This window comes from Roseomonas sp. USHLN139 (genome assembly GCF_037145735.1).
In the GTDB taxonomy this organism is placed as follows: domain Bacteria; phylum Pseudomonadota; class Alphaproteobacteria; order Acetobacterales; family Acetobacteraceae; genus Pseudoroseomonas.
The window spans coordinates 550,368-570,074 of record NZ_JBBCWY010000002.1 but is presented as its reverse complement, the minus strand read 5'-3'; the positions used below and the strand labels follow the sequence as shown (position 1 = coordinate 570,074).

The 19,707-nt window shown below is 72.3% G+C and carries 17 protein-coding genes; 7 read left to right on the top strand and 10 right to left on the bottom strand.

The features are described from left to right. Positions 1-83: 83 nt before the first annotated feature. Entirely contained in the window at positions 84-389 is a 306-nt protein-coding gene (locus WFI16_RS09800; protein ID WP_419897643.1) for a putative quinol monooxygenase, read from the bottom strand. A gap of 99 nt (positions 390-488) precedes the next feature. On the opposite strand from WFI16_RS09800, the gene WFI16_RS09795 reads away from it, so the two are divergent. The 3 genes from WFI16_RS09795 to WFI16_RS09785 all read left to right on the top strand — a co-directional run bounded on the left by WFI16_RS09795 (position 489) and on the right by WFI16_RS09785 (position 4,214). Beyond that, positions 489-1,091 (top strand): 2-hydroxychromene-2-carboxylate isomerase, encoded by a 603-nt coding sequence (locus WFI16_RS09795; protein ID WP_419897642.1) that lies wholly within the window; start codon positions 489-491, stop codon positions 1,089-1,091. Positions 1,092-1,187: 96 nt separating this feature from the next. Next, entirely contained in the window at positions 1,188-3,326 is a 2,139-nt protein-coding gene (locus WFI16_RS09790; protein ID WP_419897641.1) for a transglycosylase domain-containing protein, read from the top strand. Positions 3,327-3,422: 96 nt separating this feature from the next. Further along, entirely contained in the window at positions 3,423-4,214 is a 792-nt protein-coding gene (locus WFI16_RS09785; protein ID WP_419897640.1) for a tellurite resistance TerB family protein, read from the top strand. Between the two features lie 18 nt (positions 4,215-4,232). Here the strand turns inward: WFI16_RS09785 and WFI16_RS09780 are convergent, their stop codons facing one another. Then, positions 4,233-5,135 (bottom strand): fatty acid desaturase, encoded by a 903-nt coding sequence (locus tag WFI16_RS09780; protein ID WP_419897639.1) that lies wholly within the window; start codon positions 5,133-5,135, stop codon positions 4,233-4,235. A gap of 178 nt (positions 5,136-5,313) precedes the next feature. On the opposite strand from WFI16_RS09780, the gene WFI16_RS09775 reads away from it, so the two are divergent. Continuing rightward, positions 5,314-6,783 (top strand): MDR family MFS transporter, encoded by a 1,470-nt coding sequence (locus WFI16_RS09775; protein WP_419897638.1) that lies wholly within the window; start codon positions 5,314-5,316, stop codon positions 6,781-6,783. Here WFI16_RS09775 and WFI16_RS09770 read toward each other — a convergent pair. The 6 genes from WFI16_RS09770 to WFI16_RS09745 all read right to left on the bottom strand — a co-directional run bounded on the left by WFI16_RS09770 (position 6,744) and on the right by WFI16_RS09745 (position 13,667). Beyond that, positions 6,744-7,493, bottom strand: a complete 750-nt coding sequence (locus WFI16_RS09770; protein ID WP_419897637.1) for an ABC transporter ATP-binding protein — start codon at positions 7,491-7,493, stop codon at positions 6,744-6,746. The two genes, WFI16_RS09775 and WFI16_RS09770, sit on opposite strands and share 40 nt — an antisense overlap. Beyond that, the gene (locus WFI16_RS09765; RefSeq protein ID WP_419897636.1) at positions 7,474-9,282 is read right to left on the bottom strand and encodes a branched-chain amino acid ABC transporter ATP-binding protein/permease; all 1,809 of its coding nucleotides are present in this window, start codon (positions 9,280-9,282) and stop codon (positions 7,474-7,476) included. The genes WFI16_RS09770 and WFI16_RS09765 overlap by 20 nt, the downstream gene beginning before the upstream one ends. Beyond that, positions 9,282-10,145 carry a branched-chain amino acid ABC transporter permease gene (locus WFI16_RS09760; protein ID WP_419897635.1) on the bottom strand — a complete coding sequence of 288 codons (864 nt, stop codon included), beginning with the start codon at positions 10,143-10,145 and terminating at the stop codon, positions 9,282-9,284. Before WFI16_RS09760 ends, WFI16_RS09765 begins: the two co-directional genes overlap by 1 nt. A gap of 20 nt (positions 10,146-10,165) precedes the next feature. Further along, entirely contained in the window at positions 10,166-11,353 is a 1,188-nt protein-coding gene (locus WFI16_RS09755; RefSeq protein WP_419897634.1) for an ABC transporter substrate-binding protein, read from the bottom strand. Positions 11,354-11,484: 131 nt separating this feature from the next. After that, a complete protein-coding gene (locus tag WFI16_RS09750; protein WP_419897633.1) occupies positions 11,485-12,558 on the bottom strand; it encodes a mandelate racemase/muconate lactonizing enzyme family protein in 1,074 nt (357 codons plus the stop codon). Then, on the bottom strand, positions 12,558-13,667 hold the full coding sequence (locus WFI16_RS09745; RefSeq protein ID WP_419897632.1) for a mandelate racemase/muconate lactonizing enzyme family protein: 1,110 nt from the start codon (positions 13,665-13,667) through the stop codon (positions 12,558-12,560). The genes WFI16_RS09750 and WFI16_RS09745 overlap by 1 nt, the downstream gene beginning before the upstream one ends. Positions 13,668-13,780: 113 nt before the next feature. On the opposite strand from WFI16_RS09745, the gene WFI16_RS09740 reads away from it, so the two are divergent. After that, positions 13,781-14,686, top strand: a complete 906-nt coding sequence (locus tag WFI16_RS09740) for a LysR family transcriptional regulator (protein ID WP_419897631.1) — start codon at positions 13,781-13,783, stop codon at positions 14,684-14,686. A 3-nt stretch (positions 14,687-14,689) separates the two neighbouring features. Here the strand turns inward: WFI16_RS09740 and WFI16_RS09735 are convergent, their stop codons facing one another. Continuing rightward, positions 14,690-15,667 (bottom strand): tripartite tricarboxylate transporter substrate binding protein, encoded by a 978-nt coding sequence (locus WFI16_RS09735; protein WP_419897630.1) that lies wholly within the window; start codon positions 15,665-15,667, stop codon positions 14,690-14,692. 134 nt (positions 15,668-15,801) lie between these two features. Between WFI16_RS09735 and WFI16_RS09730 the strand changes: the two genes are divergently transcribed. After that, complete coding sequence (locus WFI16_RS09730; RefSeq protein ID WP_419897629.1) at positions 15,802-17,580, top strand: ABC transporter transmembrane domain-containing protein; 1,779 nt, start codon at positions 15,802-15,804, stop codon at positions 17,578-17,580. A 22-nt stretch (positions 17,581-17,602) separates the two neighbouring features. Here WFI16_RS09730 and WFI16_RS09725 read toward each other — a convergent pair whose 3' ends face one another. Then, positions 17,603-18,424: a lytic transglycosylase domain-containing protein gene (locus WFI16_RS09725; protein ID WP_419897628.1), complete on the bottom strand. Its 822-nt coding sequence runs from the start codon at positions 18,422-18,424 to the stop codon at positions 17,603-17,605. 169 nt (positions 18,425-18,593) lie between these two features. On the opposite strand from WFI16_RS09725, the gene WFI16_RS09720 reads away from it, so the two are divergent. Continuing rightward, positions 18,594-19,598 (top strand): magnesium and cobalt transport protein CorA, encoded by a 1,005-nt coding sequence (locus WFI16_RS09720; protein ID WP_419897627.1) that lies wholly within the window; start codon positions 18,594-18,596, stop codon positions 19,596-19,598. Positions 19,599-19,707: the final 109 nt, after the last annotated feature.

The window sequence follows — 19,707 nt, the reverse complement described above, 5'->3', positions numbered from 1 at the left end:
CGAGCCTGCGGCGCTTCGCCGGCGCTGTCGAGCCCGCCAGGGCCCGCCCGGCAGCAACCCTGCCGCCAGGCGGGCCGGGCCGGTCAGGCGGCGGGCGTCAGCACGTGGATGACACGGTCAGCGACCATCTCCTTGGTCTTCTCGCCATAGGCCTTCATGTGCGGCGCGGCGGCATGCGCGGCCAGCGCGGCGGGGCTGGCCCATTTCTCGACGACGACGAAGCTGTCGGCGCCGAACTGCGCGTTGCCGAGGCCCTCGGCATCCACCGCCGGGCCGTATTCGAGGCAGCCATCCTCGGCCAGCACGGCGGGCATGTTGGCGCGGAACTCGCGCAGCACCGCCTCGCGCTGGCCCGGCTTGGCGGTGATGATGGCGATGACATGGATCATGGCGCGGTCTTCCTTCCCGTGATGCGCCGAGGCTAGGCCGCGCCCCGGCTTGTGCCAAGCCGCCCCGCCGCCCAGACTGCACGCCCGCGGAGGAACGACATGCCGAAGATCGTCGACTACTACGTCTCGCTGAACTCACCCTGGACGCATCTGGGCGCCGCCCGGCTGGAGGCCATGGTCGCGCGCCACGGCGCCGCGCTGCGCATCTTCCCGGTGGATTTCGGCACCATCTTCGCCGGCTCCGGCGGGCTGCCGCTGCCGAAACGCTCGCCGCAGCGCCAGGCCTACCGGATGATGGAGCTGCGCCGCTGGCGCGACCGGCTGGGCATCCCGATCCAGCTGCAGCCGAAATTCTTCCCGGCGCGCGAGGCGCTGCCGGCGCATCTGGTCATCGCCGTGCGCGAGACGCTGGGCCAGGCGCCGGCCGTCGCCCTGGCGCATGCCATCCTCAAGGCGCTGTGGCAGGAGGAGCGCGACACCGGCGACGCCGCCGTGCTGGCCGAGCTGGCGACCGGCCTCGGCCTCGACGCCGCCGCGCTGCTGCCGCTGGCGGAAGAGCCGCGCTGGGCCGAGCGCCGCGCCGCCGACAGCACCGAGGCCCTCGCGCGCGGCGTCTTCGGCGCGCCGAGCTACGTGCTGGGCGAGGAGATCTTCTGGGGCCAGGACCGGCTGGACTTCCTCGACGCCGCGCTCGCCGGCTGAGCCGGCGCCCCGCGCAACCGCCCCGCCGCGCCGAGCGTTGACGCAGCCATAGTCCGGGGCTGCGGGGATTTCTGTCGAGTGACGATGAAGGCGCGCGTGAGGGCGGCGGCACGGATGGTGCTGCGCCCCTGGCCGATGCTGGCGGTGACCGCCGGCGCGGGTCTGCTGGTGCTGGGCTTCGCCGGTTGGGCGCTGCTGCGCATCCCGGTGCCGCCGGTGGTGACCGCCGCCGGCGCCCCCGCCTCGCTGGTGCTGGAGGCGCGCGATGGTGCCGGCTTTGCCGCGCGCGGCACGCTGCGCGGCGAGCCGGTGCAGGCGGCGAGCCTGCCGCAACCGCTGGCGACTGCGGTGATCGCCATCGAGGACCGCCGCTTCCTGGAACATGGCGGCATCGACCTGCGCGGCATCGCGCGCGCCGCCTGGCGCAACGCCACCGGCGACCGCCGGCCGGAAGGCGCCAGCACCATCACCCAGCAGCTGGCGCGCATGAACTGGCTGAGCCAGGAGCGCAGCCTGACCCGCAAGGTGCAGGAGGCGCTGCTCTCGGTCTGGCTGGAGCGGCAGCTCTCGAAGGAAGAAATCCTCGCCCGCTACCTGAACGCCGCCTATTTCGGCGCCGGGGCGGTGGGGGTGGACGCTGCCGCGCGCCGCTATTTCGGCAAGCCGGCCGGCGAGGTCTCGCTGGCCGAGGCCGCGCTGCTGGCCGGGCTGTTGCGCGCCCCCTCTGCCCTGTCGCCAATCCGCAACCGCGAGGGCGCCGAGACCCGCGCCGGGCTGGTGCTGGGCGCGTTGCAGGAGACCGGCGGCGCCACGCCGGAGGCGGTGGCCGCCGCCCGCGCCGCCCCGGTGGCGCTGCAGGCGCCGCCCGAGATGCTGCCCGGCCGCGGCTATTTCGCCGACTGGGCCGAGGCCGAGGCGCGCCGCCTGGTCGGGCCGGCCGGGATCGACCTGATGGTGCGCACCACCCTCGACCCGCGGCTGCAGGACCTGGCCGAGCGGGTGATCGCGACGCGCCTCGACCGCGACGGTGCCCGGCTGAAGGCCGGCCAGGCGGCGCTGCTGGCGCTGGCCCCCGATGGCGCGGTGCTGGCGGCGGTGGGGGGGCGCGACTATGCCGCCAGCCAGTTCAGCCGCATCACCCAGGCGCGCCGCCAGCCCGGCTCGCTGTTCAAGCTGTTCGTCTATGCCGCCGCGCTGGAGGCCGGCTTCCGCCCCGACCAGGTGGTGCAGGACCAGCCGATCACCATCGGCGACTGGTCGCCGGGCAATGCCAATGGCCGGTTCCGCGGTCCGGTCACCCTGCGCGACGCCTTCGCGCATTCCATCAACACGGTGGCGGTGCAGCTGCAGGAGGCTGCCGGGCGTCCGCAGGTCGCCGCCATCGCGCATCGTCTCGGTGTCACCGGCGAGATCGGACTGAACCCCAGCATGGCGCTGGGCACCAGCGGCGCGACCCTGGCGGAGATGACCGCGGCCTATGGCAGCGTCGGCTTCGGGCAGCGCATCGAGCCCTGGCTGGTGCAGGAGGTACGCGCCCGCGACCGCGCCCTCTATACCCGCCCGACGGCGCGCGAGGGCACGCCGCCGCTGCCGGCCGCCGTGCAGCAGGGATTGCTGGACATGATGCTGGCGGCGGTGCGCGACGGCACCGGCCGCGCCGCACGGCTGGACCGGCCGGTGGCGGGCAAGACCGGCACCACCCAGGACAGCCGCGACGCCTGGTTCATCGGCATGACCGCCGATGCGGTGGTTGGCGTCTGGGTCGGCAATGACGACAACAGCCCGATGGCCGATGTCTCCGGCGGCGGGCTGCCGGCCGCGATCTGGCACGATTTCATGGCCGAGGCCGACAAGCTGCGCACCGCCGCCGCCCCCTCGGCCGCCACCGCCCCGCCGGAGGCGGCGGCGACCCCGGCCGAGCGGATCGAGGGCGTGCCCGGCCTGGTCGATACCGGCACGCTGGTGATCGAGGGCCGGCTGGTGCGGCTGTCCGGCGTCGCCGGCTCGGCCGGGGATTTCCTGCAGCCCATGGCGCAATGGATCGCCGGGCGGCCGGCGCAATGCCGGGCCGAGGCCGATGCCAGCTGGCGCTGCCGCGTCGAGGGCCGCGACCTCTCCGAGCTGGTGCTGTCCAATGGCGGCGGCCGCGCCACCGCCGAGGCGGCGCCGGAGCTGAAGCGGGCCGAGGCGGCGGCGCGCCGGCAGCGGCTGGGCGTCTGGGAGAATGCCCGCTGAGGCAACGCCGCGCCGGTGCCGTGCATTGAAGAAGCAGACTGAAAACCCCGCATATGAAAAACCGTCCATCTTGCGGCCGGGCGAGAGGCTTCCGACATGTCCTCCATGATCAATGCCAAGCATCTGCTCGACCGCTTCCTCGGCCCCGGCGGGGCCGCGTCGGCGCTGGAGAAATTCTCGGGCGGCGGCGCCGGGGCCTCGCCCGCCGCCTCGCCCTGGCTGAACCCGGCCGGTGCGGCCGGCGGCGGCATGGCGGAGGCGGCGAAGCGCGCCCTGGGTGGCCAGGGCGGCGTCGGCAGCCTGGCGATGGGCGGCGCCGCCGGCAGCCTGCTGGGCCTGCTGGTCGGCGGCAAGAAGAAGGGCCGGCTCGGCGGCGCGCTGAGCCATGGCGGCGCCGCCATGCTGGGCGCCCTGGCCTCGCGCGCCTATGAGAACTGGCAGCAGGGCAAGGCGCCATCCCAGGCGCCGGTGGCCGCGCCGCAGGAGGCCGAGCGTGTGCCGCAGAAATTCCTGCCGGCCGCGGCGGCGGGCTCGGACGGCCAGCCTTTCGAGCTGTCGCTGATCCGCGCCATGATCGCCGCCGCCAAGGCCGACGGCCATATCGACGAGGCGGAGCGCCGCCTGATCTTCGAGCGCGTCGGCCAGATGGGGCTGGACGCCGAGGGCAAGGCCTTCGTCTTCGACGCGCTGGCGGGGAATGCCGGCGTCTCCGAGATCGCGGCGCTGGCGGCGACGCCAGAGCAGGCATCGGAGATCTACCTCGCCTCGCGCCTGGCGGTGGACACCACCCAGCCTGAGGAGCGCGCCTGGCTGGAGGCGCTGGCCGGCAGGCTGCGGCTGCCGGAGGGCCTGGCCGCCCATCTGGACCGCCAGGTCGAGGCCGCCTGATCCGTCGGGCGCCCCCCTTCAGGACTGGCGCAGCAGCCGGATGAATCCGGCATGCCAGCGCCAGTAGCCGTCCTGCAGCACCGCCAGCCGGTCGCGCAGCGCCCCATGCGCGGCGGGCAGGCGGTGGAAGGGGATCGAGGGGTAGAGGTGGTGCTCGGTGTGGTAGCTCATGTTCCACATCAGCAGCCGCACCGCCGCATTGGTCAGGGTGGTGCGCGTGTTGGTCAGCCCGTTGGCGTCATGCGTGCAGAGCGTGTGCTCGGTCAGCAGGTAGAGCCGCAGCACCGGCTGGCCGAGCAGCTGCGGCCCGATCCAGAAGACCAGCGGCGCCCACCAGCCGACCAGCAGCATCGACAGGCCGGCGCAGCCCAGCACGAAGACCGTCATCGCCCGCATCGACCGGATGATCTTCGGCGCCGCCCGCGCCGGGATGTAGGGATGGGCTGACAGGTCGCCGCGCCAGGCGTCGCGCAGCGTCAGCAGCCGGGTGCGCCAATAGGGCAGGGCGATCACCCGCCACAGATAGGCATCCAGGCTGGAGGGCGGCGCCATGATCAGCTCCGGGTCCTTCTCCGGGTCTTGGGTGTGGCGGTGATGCGCCAGGTGGAAGGCCATGTAGAAATGCCAGTTGAGCAGCGACGGGCAGGCGGCCAGCCAGCCGACCACGGCATTGGCGCGCCGGCTGGCGAAGGCGGTCAGGTGCATGGTCTCGTGGATCGGGGCGAAAAGGGCCGCCTGCGTCACCCCCAGCAGCAGCATCGCCGGCAGCAGCGTCCAGGGCCCGCTGGCCGCGACCAGCCAGCCGGCGCCGAGGATCAGCGCCAGATGCAGGCCGAGGCGGAGCGCGCCGTGCAGGTCGGAGCGCTGCGACAGCGCCTTCAGCTCGGCGCCGGAGAGCAGGCGGGGCGGGGCTTGGCTCATGCGCGGCTCCTGGCGAGTGCTGACCCCAGTCTCCCGAACCGGGCAGGTCAGCGTCCAGCCTGAATCCGCGGCAATCGGCGGCCGCAGAACCGGGGATGCCCAAATCGCGCGCAAAGATTGCGCAGAAGCAAGGCGAGCGCCGGTTTCCGCCGAGGCCGAAAGCCGTTAACGCAGAAGAATGTCCGAGACATTGCCGGCGCGGCCTGCCCTGCGGCGCCCCCTCATCCTGGCGGCCGTCTGCGCCGCCATGTTCATGATCGCCGTCGAGGCCACCATCGTCTCGACCGCCATGCCGCAGATCGCGGCACAGCTGGGCGACCTGCACCTCTATTCCTGGGTCTTCGCCGGCTTCCTGCTCAGCCAGACGGCGATGACCATGGTCTTTGGCAAGCTGGCCGACCTGTTCGGCCGCAAGCCGGTGCTGCTGGCCGGGATCGCCATCTTCCTGGTGGGATCGGCGCTCTGCGGCATGGCCTGGTCGATCCCGGCGCTGATCGGCTTCCGCCTGCTGCAGGGCGTCGGCGCCGGCGCCATCCAGCCGGTCTGCCTGACCGTGGTGGGCGACCTCTACCCGGGCGCCGAGCGCGCCAAGGTGCAGGGCTACCTGGCCAGCGTCTGGGGTTTTTCCTCGGTTGTCGGGCCGCTGGCCGGCGGGCTGATCATCCAGCACATGAGCTGGGCCTGGATCTTCTGGATCAACATCCCGGTCGGGCTGGTCTCGGCGGCGCTGTTCGTCACCTTCCTGCACGAGCGCGTGGCCACCGCCCAGCGCCATGTCGACATCGCCGGCGCCACCCTCTTCGCCATCGGCATCGCCGCGCTGATGGTGGCCGTCACCGAGCTCGGCAACGGCGCCCTGGCGCCGATGCTGCTGGCGGCCGCGATCTTCGCCGTCGCGGCGGCCGCTTTCATCGTCCAGCAGCGCCGGGCGCGCGACCCGATCATCTCCTTCGCGCTGTGGCGGCGGCGGCCGATCGCGACCGCCAACCTGGCGACGCTGCTGAGCGGCATGAGCGTCATCGGCCTCTCCACCTTCCTGCCGATGTATGTGCAGGGGGTGATGGGCCGCTCGGCGCTGGTCGCCGGCTTCGCGCTGACGGTGATGGTGCTGGGCTGGCCGATCGGCGCCACCGTCGCCAGCCGCGTCTTCCCGCGCTTCGGCCTGCGCCGCACGCTGCTGTTCGGCGCGGCGCTGCTGCCGCTCGGCGCCGTGCCCTTCCTGCTGCTGACGCCCGCCAGCTCGCCACTGCTGGCCGGCAGCGGCTCGCTGGTGATCGGACTGGGCATGGGCTTCCTGACCACCTCGGCCATCGTGCTGATCCAGAGCAGCGTCGGCTGGGCCGAGCGGGGCGCGGCCACCGCCTCCAGCGTCTTCTCGCGCAACCTGGGCAGCACGCTGGGCGCCACGGTGCTGGGCGGCGTGCTGAACCTTGGCCTCGCCGGCAGCGGCGTCTCCTTCGATCGCATCCGCGAGATGCTCGACCGGCCGGAGCTGGCGCGCGCCGAGCCGGCGGTGACCGCCGCCCTGTCCGGCGCGCTGCACTGGACCTTCTGGGGCATCTTCGTCATCGCCGTCGCCGCCCTGCTGGCGGCGACGCGGGTTCCCGCTCAGGCGTCGAGCGGCGCCCTGGCCTCGGCGCCGAAGTAAGCGCGTTCCAGCCGGTGCGGCAGGTCGGCCTCGCGGGCGCTGGCCTCGAGCACGATGCGGCCCTGGGCCAGGGCATAGACGCGGTCGGCGACCGAGAGCGCCTTCTCGATCAGCTGCTCGACCAGCAGCACGGCGGTGCCACGCTCGCGCAGGGTGCGCACCACGCCGAGCACCCGGTCGACCAGGACCGGCGACAGCCCGGCCGAGGGCTCGTCGAGCATCAGCAGCTTCGGCTGCCGCACCAGGCCCTGGGCCACGGCCAGCATCTGCTGCTGGCCGCCGGACAGCGCGCCGCCCTTCTCGGCGCGTTTCGCCGCGATCTCCGGGAAGAAGGCGAAGGCCTCCTCGACGCGGCGCATCCGGTCGGCGCGCGGCAGGTCGTAGCCGGCCAGCAGCAGGTTGTCGGCGACCGAGACCTGGGTGAAGACGCGGTGCCCCTCGATGACATGCACCAGCCCGAGCCGCGCCGCCTCGCGTGGCCCAAGGCCGCGCAGGTCGCGCCCGGCGAAGGCGGCGCTGCCGCCCGACCAGGGCAGCAGGCCGGAGAGCGCGCGCAGCAGGCTGGTTTTGCCGGCGCCGTTCGGGCCGAGCAGGGCGATGACCTCGCCGGCAGCGATCGTCATCTCGACGCCGTGCAGCACGCCGATCTTGCCGTAGCCGGCCTCGAGCCGGTCGACGACCAGCAGGGATTCAGGCGCCGAGATAGGCACTGACCACCTCCTTGTGGCTGCGGATATCGGCCGGGGTGCCGCTGGCCAGCACCTTGCCCAGGTTCAGCACGGTGATGTGGTTGCAGATGTCGAAGATCAGGTCGGCATGGTGCTCGACCAGCAGCACGCCGGTGCCCTGCCGCGCCACCGCCTGGATCAGCGCACCGAGCCGGCGGATCTCCTCGGCCGACAGCCCGGCGGCGGGCTCGTCGAGCAGCAGAAAGGCGGGGCGCAGCATCAGCGCGCGGGCGATCTCGACGAAGCGCAGCTCGCTGTGCTGCAGCCGGTCGGCGCGCGCTTCCGCCAGCCCCTCCAGCCCGACCGCGGCCAAGGCGAGCCGCGCCTGGTCGGCGATCCGCCGCTCTTCCGCCCGCGATTTCGGCAAGGCGAGCAGCGTGGCCAGGAAGGAGGAGGAACCCTGGATGCTGCCGCCGACCATGACGTTCTGCAGCACCGTCGCCTCGCCGATGATGCGCGGCGTCTGGAAGGTGCGGGCGATGCCGAGCCCGGCGCGCCGCTGCGGCAGGCCGGCCGGCAACGGCGCGCTGCCGAGCGCCATGCGGCCCTGCTGCGGCTCGTAATAGCCGCAGATGACGTTCAGCGTGGTGGTCTTGCCCGAGCCGTTCGGGCCGATCAGCCCGTGCACCTGGCCCGGCCGCACCTCGAGGTCGACGCCGTCGATGGCGCGCACCCCGCCAAAGCGCAGCTCGATGCCCGACAGGCCGAGCGGCGCCGCATCCGGCCGCGCCGGCAGCAGCGCCTCCAGCGCGGCGGCGCGCGGCAGGATGGCGCGATGTGCCGGCAGCGGGCGGCGCCCGGCGAAGTCGAGCAGGGAAGCGATGCCGCCCGGCATGGCCAGCACGATGACCAGCAGCAGGAAGGCGTAGAGGAAGGTCGACCAGGCGGCGAGCGGCGCCGCGATCTCGGGCAGCAGGGTCAGCAGGATGGTGCCCAGCATCGGCCCCAGGATCGAGCCGCGGCCGCCGATGAGGACGGCGATGAAGAACAGCAGCGACAGCTCGAAGGTGAAGGCGTCCGGAGTGATGTAGGTCTGCAGCCCGGCGAAGAGCCCGCCGGCGAAACCGGCGCAGGCACCGGCGAAGAGGAAGGTGCTGATGAGCAGGGCGGGCTTGGAGATGCCGCTGGCCTCGGCCGCGACCTCGGCGTCGCGCAGGGCGATCAGGCCTCGCCCGAAGCGGCTGCGCGCGATGTTCCCGGTCATCCAGGTGACGACCGCCGCCAGGCCGAGGCACAGGTAGAAGAACGACCAGGCGGTGTCGAAGGGGGCGGGCATGGCCGGGCCCGTGATGCCGATGCCACCCCCCGTCACATCCTGCCAGGCCAGCGCCACCTGGGTGACGATGGTGGCGAAGCCCAGCGTGGTCATGGCGAAGTAGAAGGTGCGCAGCCGCAGCGCCGGCAGCCCGACCACCAGGCCGAAGACCGCGCCGACGCAAGCCGCGACCGCCAGCGCCAGGAAGGCCGGGATCTCGGGCAGGACATTGCCGCTGGCCAGGACGCTGGCGGTATAGGCGCCGAGCGTCAGCAGCGAGACATAGCCGATGGCCAGCTGGCCGGCGAAGCCGACCACCAGGTTCAGCCCGGCGACCAGGATCCAGTAGATGGCGGCCCGCGTCGCGATCAGCGCCCAGTAGTCGTTGCCCGAGAAGGGCAGCAGCAGGGCCAGCACCAGGATGCCGAGGAAGGGCAGCACGGCGCGCGGCAGCAGGCCGGCGCGCGGGGCGGGCAGCGGCTCGAAGGCGGCGGTGGCAGGCTTGGCGCTGTCCATCACACCCTCCGCTGCGGCGCTGCGCCGAACAGGCCTTGCGGCGCCGCCAGCAGGATGACGATGAACAGGGTGAAGACCGCAACGCTGGAGAAGATGCCCCCCACCGTGAAGTTGGCCGCCTGCTGGAACAGTCCCAGCGCCAGCCCGCCGATGACGGCACCACGATTGTTCCCCAGCCCGCCCAGTGCCACCGGGATGAAGCCGTAGAAATTCAGCAGCGGCCCGTTGGCGAAGAAGGCCAGGAGAAGCTGGCCGCCGGAGAAGCCGGCCAGCGCGCCGATGGCGCCGGCCAGGGCATAGCTGGCGACGCGCAGGTTGCGCTCGGGCAGGCCGAGCGCGCGGGCGGCGAAATTGTCCTCGGCGACGGCGACGAAGGCGCGGCCGACGAGCGTGTGCTTGTAGAGGTATTCGAGCCCCAGGATGGTCACCGCGCAGGCGACCACCGGCAGCCAGTATTTCTGGTCCCACGGCCCATGCGCCGCGCCGAGCTCGAGCAGGCGCGGGAAGGGGCGGGGCTCGGTGCTCCATTCGATGGCGGTGACCTGCTGGATCATCAGGGCCAGCGCCAGGGTCGAGAGCACGTAGAGATGCTGGTCCAGGCTTTTCAGCACCGGCCGGACGGCGACGAATTCGGTCACCACGCCGATCGCCGCTGCCGCCAGCAGGGTCAGCACCAGCCCGGGCAGCACCGGCAGCTGGAACTGCAGGATGAAGAGCGAACCGAAGACGCCGCCCAGCATGCCGAGCTGGCCCGCCGTGAAGCTCATCACCCGCGAGGTGGCGAACATGGTGTTGTAGGTGATGCCGATCAGCGCATAGATCGCGCCGACCGCCAGGCCCGAGGCGAGGATGGAGGCCAGCATGCTGCCCGCGCCCCCGTCGCTCAGCCGTAGCCCGGGGCGAGGGCGAAGGCGCCGTGCTTCGCCGTGTTCGCCGCCGACATCACCACTTCTTCCGTGGGATAGCCGTTGTGCTCGTCGGGCGTGAAGCTGTAGGTGCCGAAATAGCCGGCATGCTTCGTGAGCGAATTCCAGTGGCGGATGATCGCCTCGCTGGAGGACGAGCCGGTCGCCTCCACCGCGCCGGCGATCAGGTTCACCGCATCGACGCCGGCCGCCACCCACCAAAGCAGCGTGTCATCCAGCGCCACCTTGCCCTGCAGCCGGCTGACCAGCTCCTGGCTCTTCGCCGGCAGGTTGCCGTCGGCGCCGTAGCTGCAGCTCTTGTAGCCGATGGCATAGACCTTGTCCCAGTTGGACGGGCGGCTGAGCAGCCGGCCGATCTCGCCCGAGGCCATCGAGGGGTGGCCGACGAAGGGCACGTCCCAGCCCATGTTGCCGCGGGTGTTGAACAGCCGCGCCTCCATGCCGGTGGAGACGCTCCAGATGATGATCGCCTCTGTCCCGGCATTGCGGGCGCGCAGCATGTCGGGCGTCATGTCGGGCTGGGTGGCGTCGATATTGGCCTGATAGACCACCTCGGCACCGTCCTTCTGGAAGGCGGCGACCGAGGCCTTCAGCGCACTGACGCCATAGCCGGTGGTGTCGCCGATCACCGCGACCTTCCGCACCTTCAGCACGTTCAGGCAATAGGCGCGCACCGCATCATCCCACTGCCCGTTCGAGGGCGCGGTGCGGAAGGCGTTGGGATAGCGCTTGGTGTCGATCAGCTGGTCGACCACGCAGGGGTGGATGTTGGGCATCTTGGCGCGCGCCATGATCGCCGTCACCGCCAGCGATTCACCGGAATTGGTCGGGCCCCAGACGGCATGCACCTTGGCCTGGCTGATCATCTCCTGCGTGGCGTTCACCGCCTTGGTGGGATCGCCCTGGGTGTCGCGGGTGATGATCTCGATCTTGCGGCCCTTGACGCCGCCATCGGCGTTCAGCGCATTGGCGGCGAAGAGCACGCCGCGGTTGAAGCCGATCGCCGGCGCCGAGCTCGGCCCGGTCATGGCGGCCAGCCAGCCGATGCGGATGGCCTCCGTCTGCGCCAGGGCCGGCCTGGCGAGCGGCGTGGCCGCAAGGCCGGCGAGCGTGGCGCGCGTGAGATCGCGGCGGGTGATGCGCATCCTGTTCCTCCCATCGGTCCGGCCCCGTCTTGCCGCGGGCGCCTGGTCCGTCATTGCTGCAGAAGCCTGGCATTGAGGCAGAAGCCGGGCGGGCCGGCCCGTGAAAAAGCCGTCACGCCGTGCCGCCCGGGCTAGAGCCGGGCGATGTAGTCCTCGTCGAAGGTGAAGCCCCAGCCGGGCCGGTCCGGCACCACCACCGCGCCGTCCCTGAATTCCAGCCGCTCGCGGTAGAGCGGCGAGAACCAGGGCATGTATTCCAGGAAGCTGGCATTGCTCAGCGCGCCGAGCAGCTGGGCGCTGGTCTCGGGGAAGAGGTGGCTGGAGACCGGCAGGTCATGCGCCGCGGCCAAATGGCCGACGCGGATGAACTCGCTGACGCCGCCGACGCGCTGCAGGTCGGGCATCAGCACATCGGCCGAGCGCAGCTCGATCATCCGGCGGAAGCCGTAGCGGGTATAGTCGGTCTCGCCGCTGGCGATCGGCGTGTCGAGCGCGGCGGCGACGCGGGCCAGGCCCTCGACATCCCAGGCCGGCAGCGGTTCCTCGAACCAGGTCAGCTGGTGCTCTTCCAGGCCGCGGCCGAGGCGGATGGCGGCGGCCTCGGTCATGCCCTGGTTGGCGTCGGCCATCAGCTTGATGTCCGGGCCGATGGCGGCGCGGACCGCGGCCACCCGCTTCAGGTCTTCCTCCAGCCCGAGGCCGAGCCGCATCTTCATCGCGGTGAAGCCGGCTTTGAGAAAACCCTCGGCCTCGGCGACCAGCTCCGGGATGCTGCGTGACAGCCAGAGCCCGCCGCTGTGATAGGCCGGCACGCGCGACTGCGCGCCGCCCAGCATGCGGTGGATCGGCAGGTTCGCCGCCTTCCCCGCCGCATCCCACAGCGCGCCATCGATCGCCGAGATGCCGACGACGCTGACGCCCTTGTGGCCGAGGAAGTTGATCTCCTTCCAGGCGCGCGCCCAGAATTCGCCGATCATGCTGGCGTCATGACCGACGATCACATCGGCCAGGGCATCGACCATGGCGCGCAGCACGGCGGTGCGCCGGTCGTTCAGCGTGAAGATCAGGTTCTCCCCAGAGATGCCCTGGTCGGTGCGGAGCGTGACCAGGATGCAGCCGAAGCCACGGATCTCTCCGAGCGCGCTGCCGATGGGTTCTTCCAGGGGCAGCTGGACGACGCGCGTCTCGACCGCGGTGACCTTCATCACAGGGCGCTCCGCACAACAGCGCCATCGGCATAGCGCGCCAGCACCGCCGGATCGGGATCGCAGCCCAGGCCGGGGCCGCGCGGCACCGGGACCATGCCGTCCTTCACCCGCACCCAGGGATCGAAGGGGTTGGCTTCCATCTCCAGCCAGAGGACCTCGATCATCGGCTCCTCCAGCATCGCCGCGGCGACATGCAGGGTCGCGATGAAGCCGGGACCGAAATAGGGGCAGTGCGGCACCAGCTCGACCCCCTCGGCGCGGCAGAGGCGGATGACATCCAGCATCTCGCCGATGCCGCCGATCTTGGTGACGCTGGGCTGGGCGACGTCGATGGCATCCGCCTCGATCAGCGCCTTGAAGGCGAACAGCCCGGCGACATTCTCGCCGGCCGCCAGCGGGATGCCGAACTGCCGCAGCCGGGCCAGGCTCTGGGCGTCCTCGGGCGGCCAGACGGGTTCCTCCAGCCAGCGCAGCCCTTCATCGGCAAGCGAGCGGGCCATGCGCTCGGCCGGCTGCGGCGTCCAGGCGCAATTGACGTCCAGCATGATCGCCGCCCCGGGCGCCGCCTGCTGCGCCGCCAGCACCGAGGCGCGGGTCACCTCGTGCAGCTTCAGCGACCGGTATCCCGCGGCCGCCGCCGCCGCGCAGTTCTTCGCGACCAGCGCGTCATCGCCGTAATGCAGCAGCGAGGCATAGGCCGGCAGCCTCTCCGGCGCCGAGCCGCCCAGCAGCCGCCAGATCGGCTGGCCGCAGCGCTTGCCGAGGATGTCCCACAGCGCGATCTCGACGCCGGAGAAGGCATAGGTGAAGGGCCCGTTGCGGCCGAGCAGATGCGTGCCGTGCAGCACCTCGCGCCGGGCCCGCTGGATGTCGCCGGAATCACGCCCCAGCATCAGCGGCGCGACGATGGAATCGAGCGCCGCCCGCGTCGCCGGGATGGCGGCATGGCCGAAGGCCTCGCCCCAGCCGACCAGACCGTCCTCGGTCTCCACCCGGACCAGCAGGATCTGCATCCGGTCCCAGAGCTGCCCGGCGAAGCGCTGATACGGCCCGCCCATGTCGAAGGGCAGCGACACGACCTGGCTCTCGATGGCGGTGATCTTCATCCGCGCGACGGCTCCTCCTGTGGCGGCGCGCTCTGCGGCGCGCTGAGAGGAGGCTAGGCAGCGACGAAGATAAGCTCAATTGTGCAGGACTTATTTCTGTATAAGCTTAGCTGATGCCGCTTTCTTTCCGCCAGTATGAGGTGATCCGCGCCGTCAGCCGGCATGGCTCGGTGACGTTGGCGGCGGCGCAGCTCGGCATCTCGCAGCCGGCGGTCAGCATGCTGCTGCGCGACGGCGCGGCGCTCGCCGGCTTCCCGCTGTTCCGCCGCCGCCAGGGCCGGCTGCAGCCGACGCCGGAGACCCGGCTGCTGCTCGGCGACCTCGACCGCGTGTTCGAGGGGGTCGAGCGGTTGAACCGGCTGGTGGAAGACCTGCGCGACAGCAGCGTCGGCTCGGTGCAGATCGCCGCCACGCCGACGCTCGCCGACAACCTGCTGCCGCCAGCGCTGGCGCTGCTGCGCCGCGCCCGGCCACGGCTGCAGCTGGTCGTGCACACCATGGACAATCCCGGCGTGATCGATGCGGTGCAGCGGGAGCGGGTGGATCTCGGCCTGGCGCTGACCCCGGTGGGCGAGCCGGAGCTGCGCCGCATCGAGCTGGCGCGCGGCCCCCTGGTCGCCGTGGTGGCGCGCGACCATCCGCTGGCCGGGCGCGGCGTGGTCAGCCCGCGCGATCTGGCCGACTTCCCGCTGATCTCCTTCAGCCGCAGCCTGCCGCTCGGCCACTTGGTGGAGCAGGCCTTTCGCGAGGCCGGGGTGCCGCGGCGCATCGCGCTCGAGGTGACGCAATCCTCGCTCGCCGCCGCCATGGCGCGCAGCGGGATCGGCGTGGCGGTGACCGATCCCTTCCTGCTGCTGGAGGCGCGCGACCATGGCGTGGCGCGGCTGGTGCTGCGGCCGGCGCCGCTGGTCAGCGCGCTGGCCCTGCTGCCGCGCCAGGCGCAGCCGCCGCGCGCCGCCCTGCTGCTGCTGGCGGCGCTGCGGCGGCTGGCGCGGTCGCTGCCGGAATTCCCGGCCTAGCGCCTATTCCACCTGGACATTGGCGGCGCGGATCACCTTGCCCCAGCGGTCGATCTCGGACTGCAGGAAGCCTGCCGCCTGCGCCGGGTCGCTGCCGACCACCTCGAAGCCCATCGCCTCCAGCTTCGCCGCCATGGCGGGATCGCGGACGATGGCGGCGCTTTCCTGCGACAGACGCTGCACGATCGGCGCCGGCGTCGCGGCGGGCGCCAGCAGCAGGCACCAGGTGGAGGAGACGAAATCCGCGATGCCGGCCTCGGCGAAGGTCGGGATCGCCGGGGCGAAGCGGGCGCGGGCGGCGCTCGATATGCCGAGCGCGCGGATGCTGCCGGCATCGATCTGCGGCTTCAGCGTCGAATAGGTGTCGAACATGGCGGCGATATTGCCGGCCAGCAGGTCCTGCAGCGCCGGCTGGGTGCCGCGATAGGGCACATGGGTCATCCGCGTGCCGGTGCGCGCCTGCAGATCCTCCATGGTCAGGTGCGCCGCCGCGCCGACGCCGCTGGAGCCGTAGTTCAGCCCGCCCGGATTTTTCCGCGCGGCGTCGAGCAGCTCGGCGACCGACTTCACCGACGACTTGCCGCTGCCGGCCAGGATCAGCGGCGCCGAGACCACATGCGAGACCGGCGCGAAATCCTTCACCGGATCGAAGGGCAGCCGGCCGGCGAACAGCGTCGCATTGGCCGCATGCGCGCCGATCACCATGACCAGGGAATAGCCGTCGCCCGGGCTGCTGGCGACGCTGCCGGCGCCGATGATGCTGTTGGCGCCGGGCTTGTTCTCGATCACCACCGACTGGCCCAGGCGCTTGCCCAGCTGCTCGCCCAGCAGGCGGGCGGCGATGTCGGTGGTGCCGCCGGGGGCATAGGGCACCACGATGCGGATCGGCTTGCTGGGAAAGGTGTCGGCGCGCACCAGCGCGGGGGCGGCGAGCAGCGCGGCGGCCAGCGGGGCCAGGGCGCGGCGGGGCAGGGTGGTCATTCGGCGTTTCTCCGGCAATGCATCAGGACCCCTCTTTTGACGCGGGGGATGGCTGGCAGCATGACCATGCCTGCCCCAGATACCAAGCCCCCACGGCCAGGCTCCTGGTCGCGCCCGCCGGAGTGCCGCCCATCTTGTCCGAACCTTCCTCCAGCGCCCCGGCCCGCCCGCCCGCCGGGCTGCTGTCGCTGCGGCTGCTGCTGCCCTTCCTGCGGCCCTACCGCGCCCGCGCGCTCGGCGCCGCGGCGGCGCTGCTGACGGCGGCCGGGCTGACGCTCGGCCTCGGCCAGGGGCTGCGCCACCTGATCGATGGCGGCTTCGGCGGCGGCGGGGCGGCGGTGCTGGACCAGGCGGCGCTGGCCATCTTCGCCGTCATCACCGGTCTGGCCCTGGCCAGCGCGGCGCGCTTCTACCTGGTCACCTGGCTGGGCGAGCGGGTCTCGGCCGACTTGCGCAGCGCCGTCTTCAACCATCTGCTGCGCCTCTCGCCCGGCTGGTACGAGACGGCGCGCACCGGCGACCTGCTGTCGCGGCTGACCGCCGACATTGCCCTGCTGCAATCGCTGATCGGCAGCGCCATCTCGATGGGGCTGCGCTCGGCGCTGACCGCGGTCGGCGCCTTCGCCCTGCTGGTGGCGACCAGTCCGAAGCTGGCGGCCCTGGTCGCCGTGGTGGTGCCGCTGGTGGTCGGGCCGCTGATCCTGTTCGGCCGGCGGGAACGCGCGCTGTCCAAGCTGGCGCAGGAGCGGGTCGCCGATCTCGGTGCCATGGCCGAGGAAAGCCTGAACGGACTGCGCACCCTGCAGGCCTTCACCCAGGAACGCGCCACCGAGGCGCGCTTCGCCGCCGCCGCCGAGGCCTCGGTCGCCGCCGCCCGCCGCCGCATCCTCAGCCGCGCGGCGCTGATCCTGGTCGTCATCCTGCTCGGCTTCGGCGCCATCACCCTGTCGCTCTGGGTCGGCGGCCATGACGTGGTGGCCGGGCGGATGACCGGCGGCGAGCTGTCCGCCTTCGTCTTCTACGCGGTGATGCTGGCTTCGTCGGGGGCGGCGGTCAGCGAGTTGTGGGGCGAGGTGCAGCGCGCCGCGGCCGCCGCCGACCGCCTGGCAGAGATCCTGGCGGTGGCGCCGGATATCGCCGCCCCCGCGCAGCCCCTGTCGCTGCCGGCCCGCGCCGAGGGCCGCCTGCACTTCGACAATCTGTCTTTCAGCTATCCGACGCGGCCGGGACAGTCGGCCTTGTCCGGCATGAACCTGGTGATCGAGCCGGGCGAGACGGTGGCCTTCGTCGGCCCTTCCGGCGCCGGCAAGACCACCATCTTTCAGCTGCTGCTGCGCTTCCACGACCCGCAAGCGGGGCGGATCCTGTTCGACGGCGTCGACATCGCCCGGCTGGACCCGCTGGCCTTGCGGGCGCGGATCGGGCTGGTGCCGCAGGACCCGGTGATCTTCAGCGCCGATGTCGCCACCAACATCGCCTTCGGCCGCCCCGAGGCGACAGCGGAGGAAATCCGCGCCGCCGCCCGCGCGGCCGCCGCGGAAGAGTTCATCGACGCCCTGCCGCAGGGCATGGCGACGCATCTCGGCGCCAAGGGGGTGACGCTCTCGGGCGGGCAGCGGCAGCGCATCGCCATCGCCCGCGCCATCCTGCGCGACCCGGCGCTGCTGCTGCTGGACGAGGCCACCAGCGCGCTCGACGCCCGCTCCGAGCAGTTGGTGCAGCAGGCGCTGGCCGAGCTGTCGCGCGGCCGCACCACGCTGGTGGTGGCGCACCGGCTGGCCACCGTGCGCAATGCCGATCGCATCGTGGTGCTCGACCAGGGCCGCATCGTCGCCACCGGCCGGCACGAGGCGCTGATGGCCGAGGGCGGCCTCTATGCCCGGCTGGCGGCGCTGCAATTCGCGGAGGGGTGAGGCGGCGCGCGGCTCCGGCGGCTCAGCGCCGCCCGGCCGGCCGCAGGCAGGCGATCCGCGGCCGTGCCGCCGCGGTGCGCACCAGCGGCGGCGGGCGGCCGGCGCGGCGCGCCTCGGGGGTCAGGAAGCGGCGCGCCTCGGCCCGGCCGCCGATCAGCAGGGTGGGCGTCAGGCCGGGGGCGCAGATATCGCGCGCCAGATTGCCGGGCAGCGGCACCCCGCCGCCGCTGTTCCAGGCCGCCCCCATCCGCGCCAGGGTGACGCGGCGCTGATAGGCGGCGCCGCGCTCCGCCTCGCCGGAATGGTAGCGGGCAATGGCCGCGCCCCAGTCGCCGGTCCGTCCCTGCAGCTCCTTCAGGAAGCGGATGGCGTAGCGAAGGTTGGCCGGCGGGTCGAAGGCCTCGTCCAGGGTGGCGAAGGCGGTCGGGTGGTGCAGCAAATTGACCTGCATGCAGCCGACATCGATCGAGCGGATGCCGCGCGCCTGCAGCGCCGCCACCTCGGCCACCGCCGCCGCCTTGCTGGGCGGCGAATGGCTCTCGCCATTGACGTTGTAGGACCAGGGCCAGGGGGTGGGGGCGCCGGTCGCCGGATTGCGCTGGCCGCTCTCGACCAGGGCGATGGCGCCCAGCAGCCCGGGCGGGATGCCCGAGGCCGGCTCGGCGGCGGCGATGGCGCGGGTGCAGCGCGGCCAGTCCTCGGCGCCCTGCGCCAGGACCGGCCTGGCGAAGCACAGGGCGAGGAGGGGCACGGCGAGAAGCGGCAGGGTGAGCCGGGGAAGGGCGAGCCGGGGAAGGGCGAGACGGGGAAGAGCGGCGGGCAGGCGGGGGGGCATGGCGCCCATCTGGCCCTGGATTCCTGACCAATCCATGGCCAGCGCCGCCTTCCGCGCCGATTGTGATCGGCCCGGCTTAATTCGCGGACAGGCTGCAGCCCCGCCGGCCTGGTGGCGTTGACCGCCCGGGCCGGCCGCTGCCATGGCTCCGCCCCCCCTCCGCGCAGGCTGCCGCCCTATGGATCTTCCGCATTCCCCTGCCGTGCTGCCGCCGCCGGGCATCACCGCGGCCGTCGCCTATCGCGACGGCCACCGCCTGGCCGAGCTGCCGCCCGAGGCGCTGGGCAGCCATCTCGGCCAGCCGGGGGTGCTGACCTGGATCGGCCTGCGCGACCCGGATGCGGCGCTGCTGCACCAGGTGGCCGGCCAGCTCGGCCTCGACCGGCAGGTGGTCGAGGAGCTGGCCCTGCCGCATCGCCGCCCCAAGGTGATCGAGTACGAGGGCGTCATGCTGGTGGTGGCCATCACCATCGGCATCGAGGACCATCTGCCGCAATTCGGCGAACTGACGCTGATCCTGGGCGAGGATTTCCTGCTGACGCTGCGGCGCGGCCCGCTCTGTGCCTACCGGCCGCTGCGCCAGCGGCTGGAAGCGGCGCCCGAGCTGCTGGCGCGCGGCCCGGATTTCATCGCGACCGAGCTGCTCGACTTCCTGGCCGACCAGTTCGTCGCCGTGGCCACGGCGATGGAGGGCGGCGTCGAGCAGATGGAGCAGCGGCTGGTGCTGCATGGCGCGACGCAGCTCGACATCCGCCGGCTCTACCGCATGCGGCGCGACCTGCTGCGCATCCACAACGCCATCTCGCCGCTCGCCGAGATCTGCCGGCGGCTGTCGCGGGTGGAGAGCCCCTCGATCGACGCCCAGGCGCGGCCCTATTTCGGCGAGGTGGCCGACCGGGCGCAGCGGCTGGTGGAATGGTTCGCCGCGCTGCGCGAAAGCCTGGCCTTCGCCTTCGAGGCCGGGCTGATGATCGGCCAGATGCAGCAGAACGACACGACGCGGAAGCTGGCGGCCTGGGCCGCCATCCTGGCGGTGCCAACCGCCATTGCCGGCCTCTACGGCATGAATTTCGAGAACATGCCGGAGCTGAAATGGCGCTATGGCTATCCGGCGGTGCTGCTGGTGATCGCCGGGGCCATTCTCTTCCTCTACCGCCGCTTCAGGAAGGCCGGCTGGCTCTAGAGCGGATGGCCTGCGGAAGGACGCAGGCAATCCGCTCTAGCCCTTTGTTGGATCGCGCGATTCAGGCTTTTCGGTGATTCCACGTCAAGCCATCGCGCTCTAGCCCCGG

Excerpts from the sequence above, each read along its gene's own strand:
- WFI16_RS09735 (WP_419897630.1), bottom strand. The coding sequence starts at position 15,667 with ATGACCACCCTGCCCCGCCGCGCCCTGGCCCCGCTGGCCGCCGCGCTG.
- WFI16_RS09785 (WP_419897640.1), top strand. The coding sequence starts at position 3,423 with ATGTCCTCCATGATCAATGCCAAGCATCTGCTCGACCGCTTCCTCGGC.
- WFI16_RS09765 (WP_419897636.1), bottom strand. The coding sequence starts at position 9,282 with ATGGACAGCGCCAAGCCTGCCACCGCCGCCTTCGAGCCGCTGCCCGCC.
- WFI16_RS09750 (WP_419897633.1), bottom strand. The coding sequence starts at position 12,558 with ATGAAGGTCACCGCGGTCGAGACGCGCGTCGTCCAGCTGCCCCTGGAA.
- WFI16_RS09800 (WP_419897643.1), bottom strand. The coding sequence starts at position 389 with ATGATCCATGTCATCGCCATCATCACCGCCAAGCCGGGCCAGCGCGAG.
- WFI16_RS09745 (WP_419897632.1), bottom strand. The coding sequence starts at position 13,667 with ATGAAGATCACCGCCATCGAGAGCCAGGTCGTGTCGCTGCCCTTCGAC.
- WFI16_RS09755 (WP_419897634.1), bottom strand. The coding sequence starts at position 11,353 with ATGCGCATCACCCGCCGCGATCTCACGCGCGCCACGCTCGCCGGCCTT.
- WFI16_RS09795 (WP_419897642.1), top strand. The coding sequence starts at position 489 with ATGCCGAAGATCGTCGACTACTACGTCTCGCTGAACTCACCCTGGACG.
- WFI16_RS09775 (WP_419897638.1), top strand. The coding sequence starts at position 5,314 with ATGTCCGAGACATTGCCGGCGCGGCCTGCCCTGCGGCGCCCCCTCATC.
- WFI16_RS09725 (WP_419897628.1), bottom strand. The coding sequence starts at position 18,424 with ATGGGCGCCATGCCCCCCCGCCTGCCCGCCGCTCTTCCCCGTCTCGCC.
- WFI16_RS09740 (WP_419897631.1), top strand. The coding sequence starts at position 13,781 with ATGCCGCTTTCTTTCCGCCAGTATGAGGTGATCCGCGCCGTCAGCCGG.
- WFI16_RS09780 (WP_419897639.1), bottom strand. The coding sequence starts at position 5,135 with ATGAGCCAAGCCCCGCCCCGCCTGCTCTCCGGCGCCGAGCTGAAGGCG.
- WFI16_RS09720 (WP_419897627.1), top strand. The coding sequence starts at position 18,594 with ATGGATCTTCCGCATTCCCCTGCCGTGCTGCCGCCGCCGGGCATCACC.
- WFI16_RS09760 (WP_419897635.1), bottom strand. The coding sequence starts at position 10,145 with ATGCTGGCCTCCATCCTCGCCTCGGGCCTGGCGGTCGGCGCGATCTAT.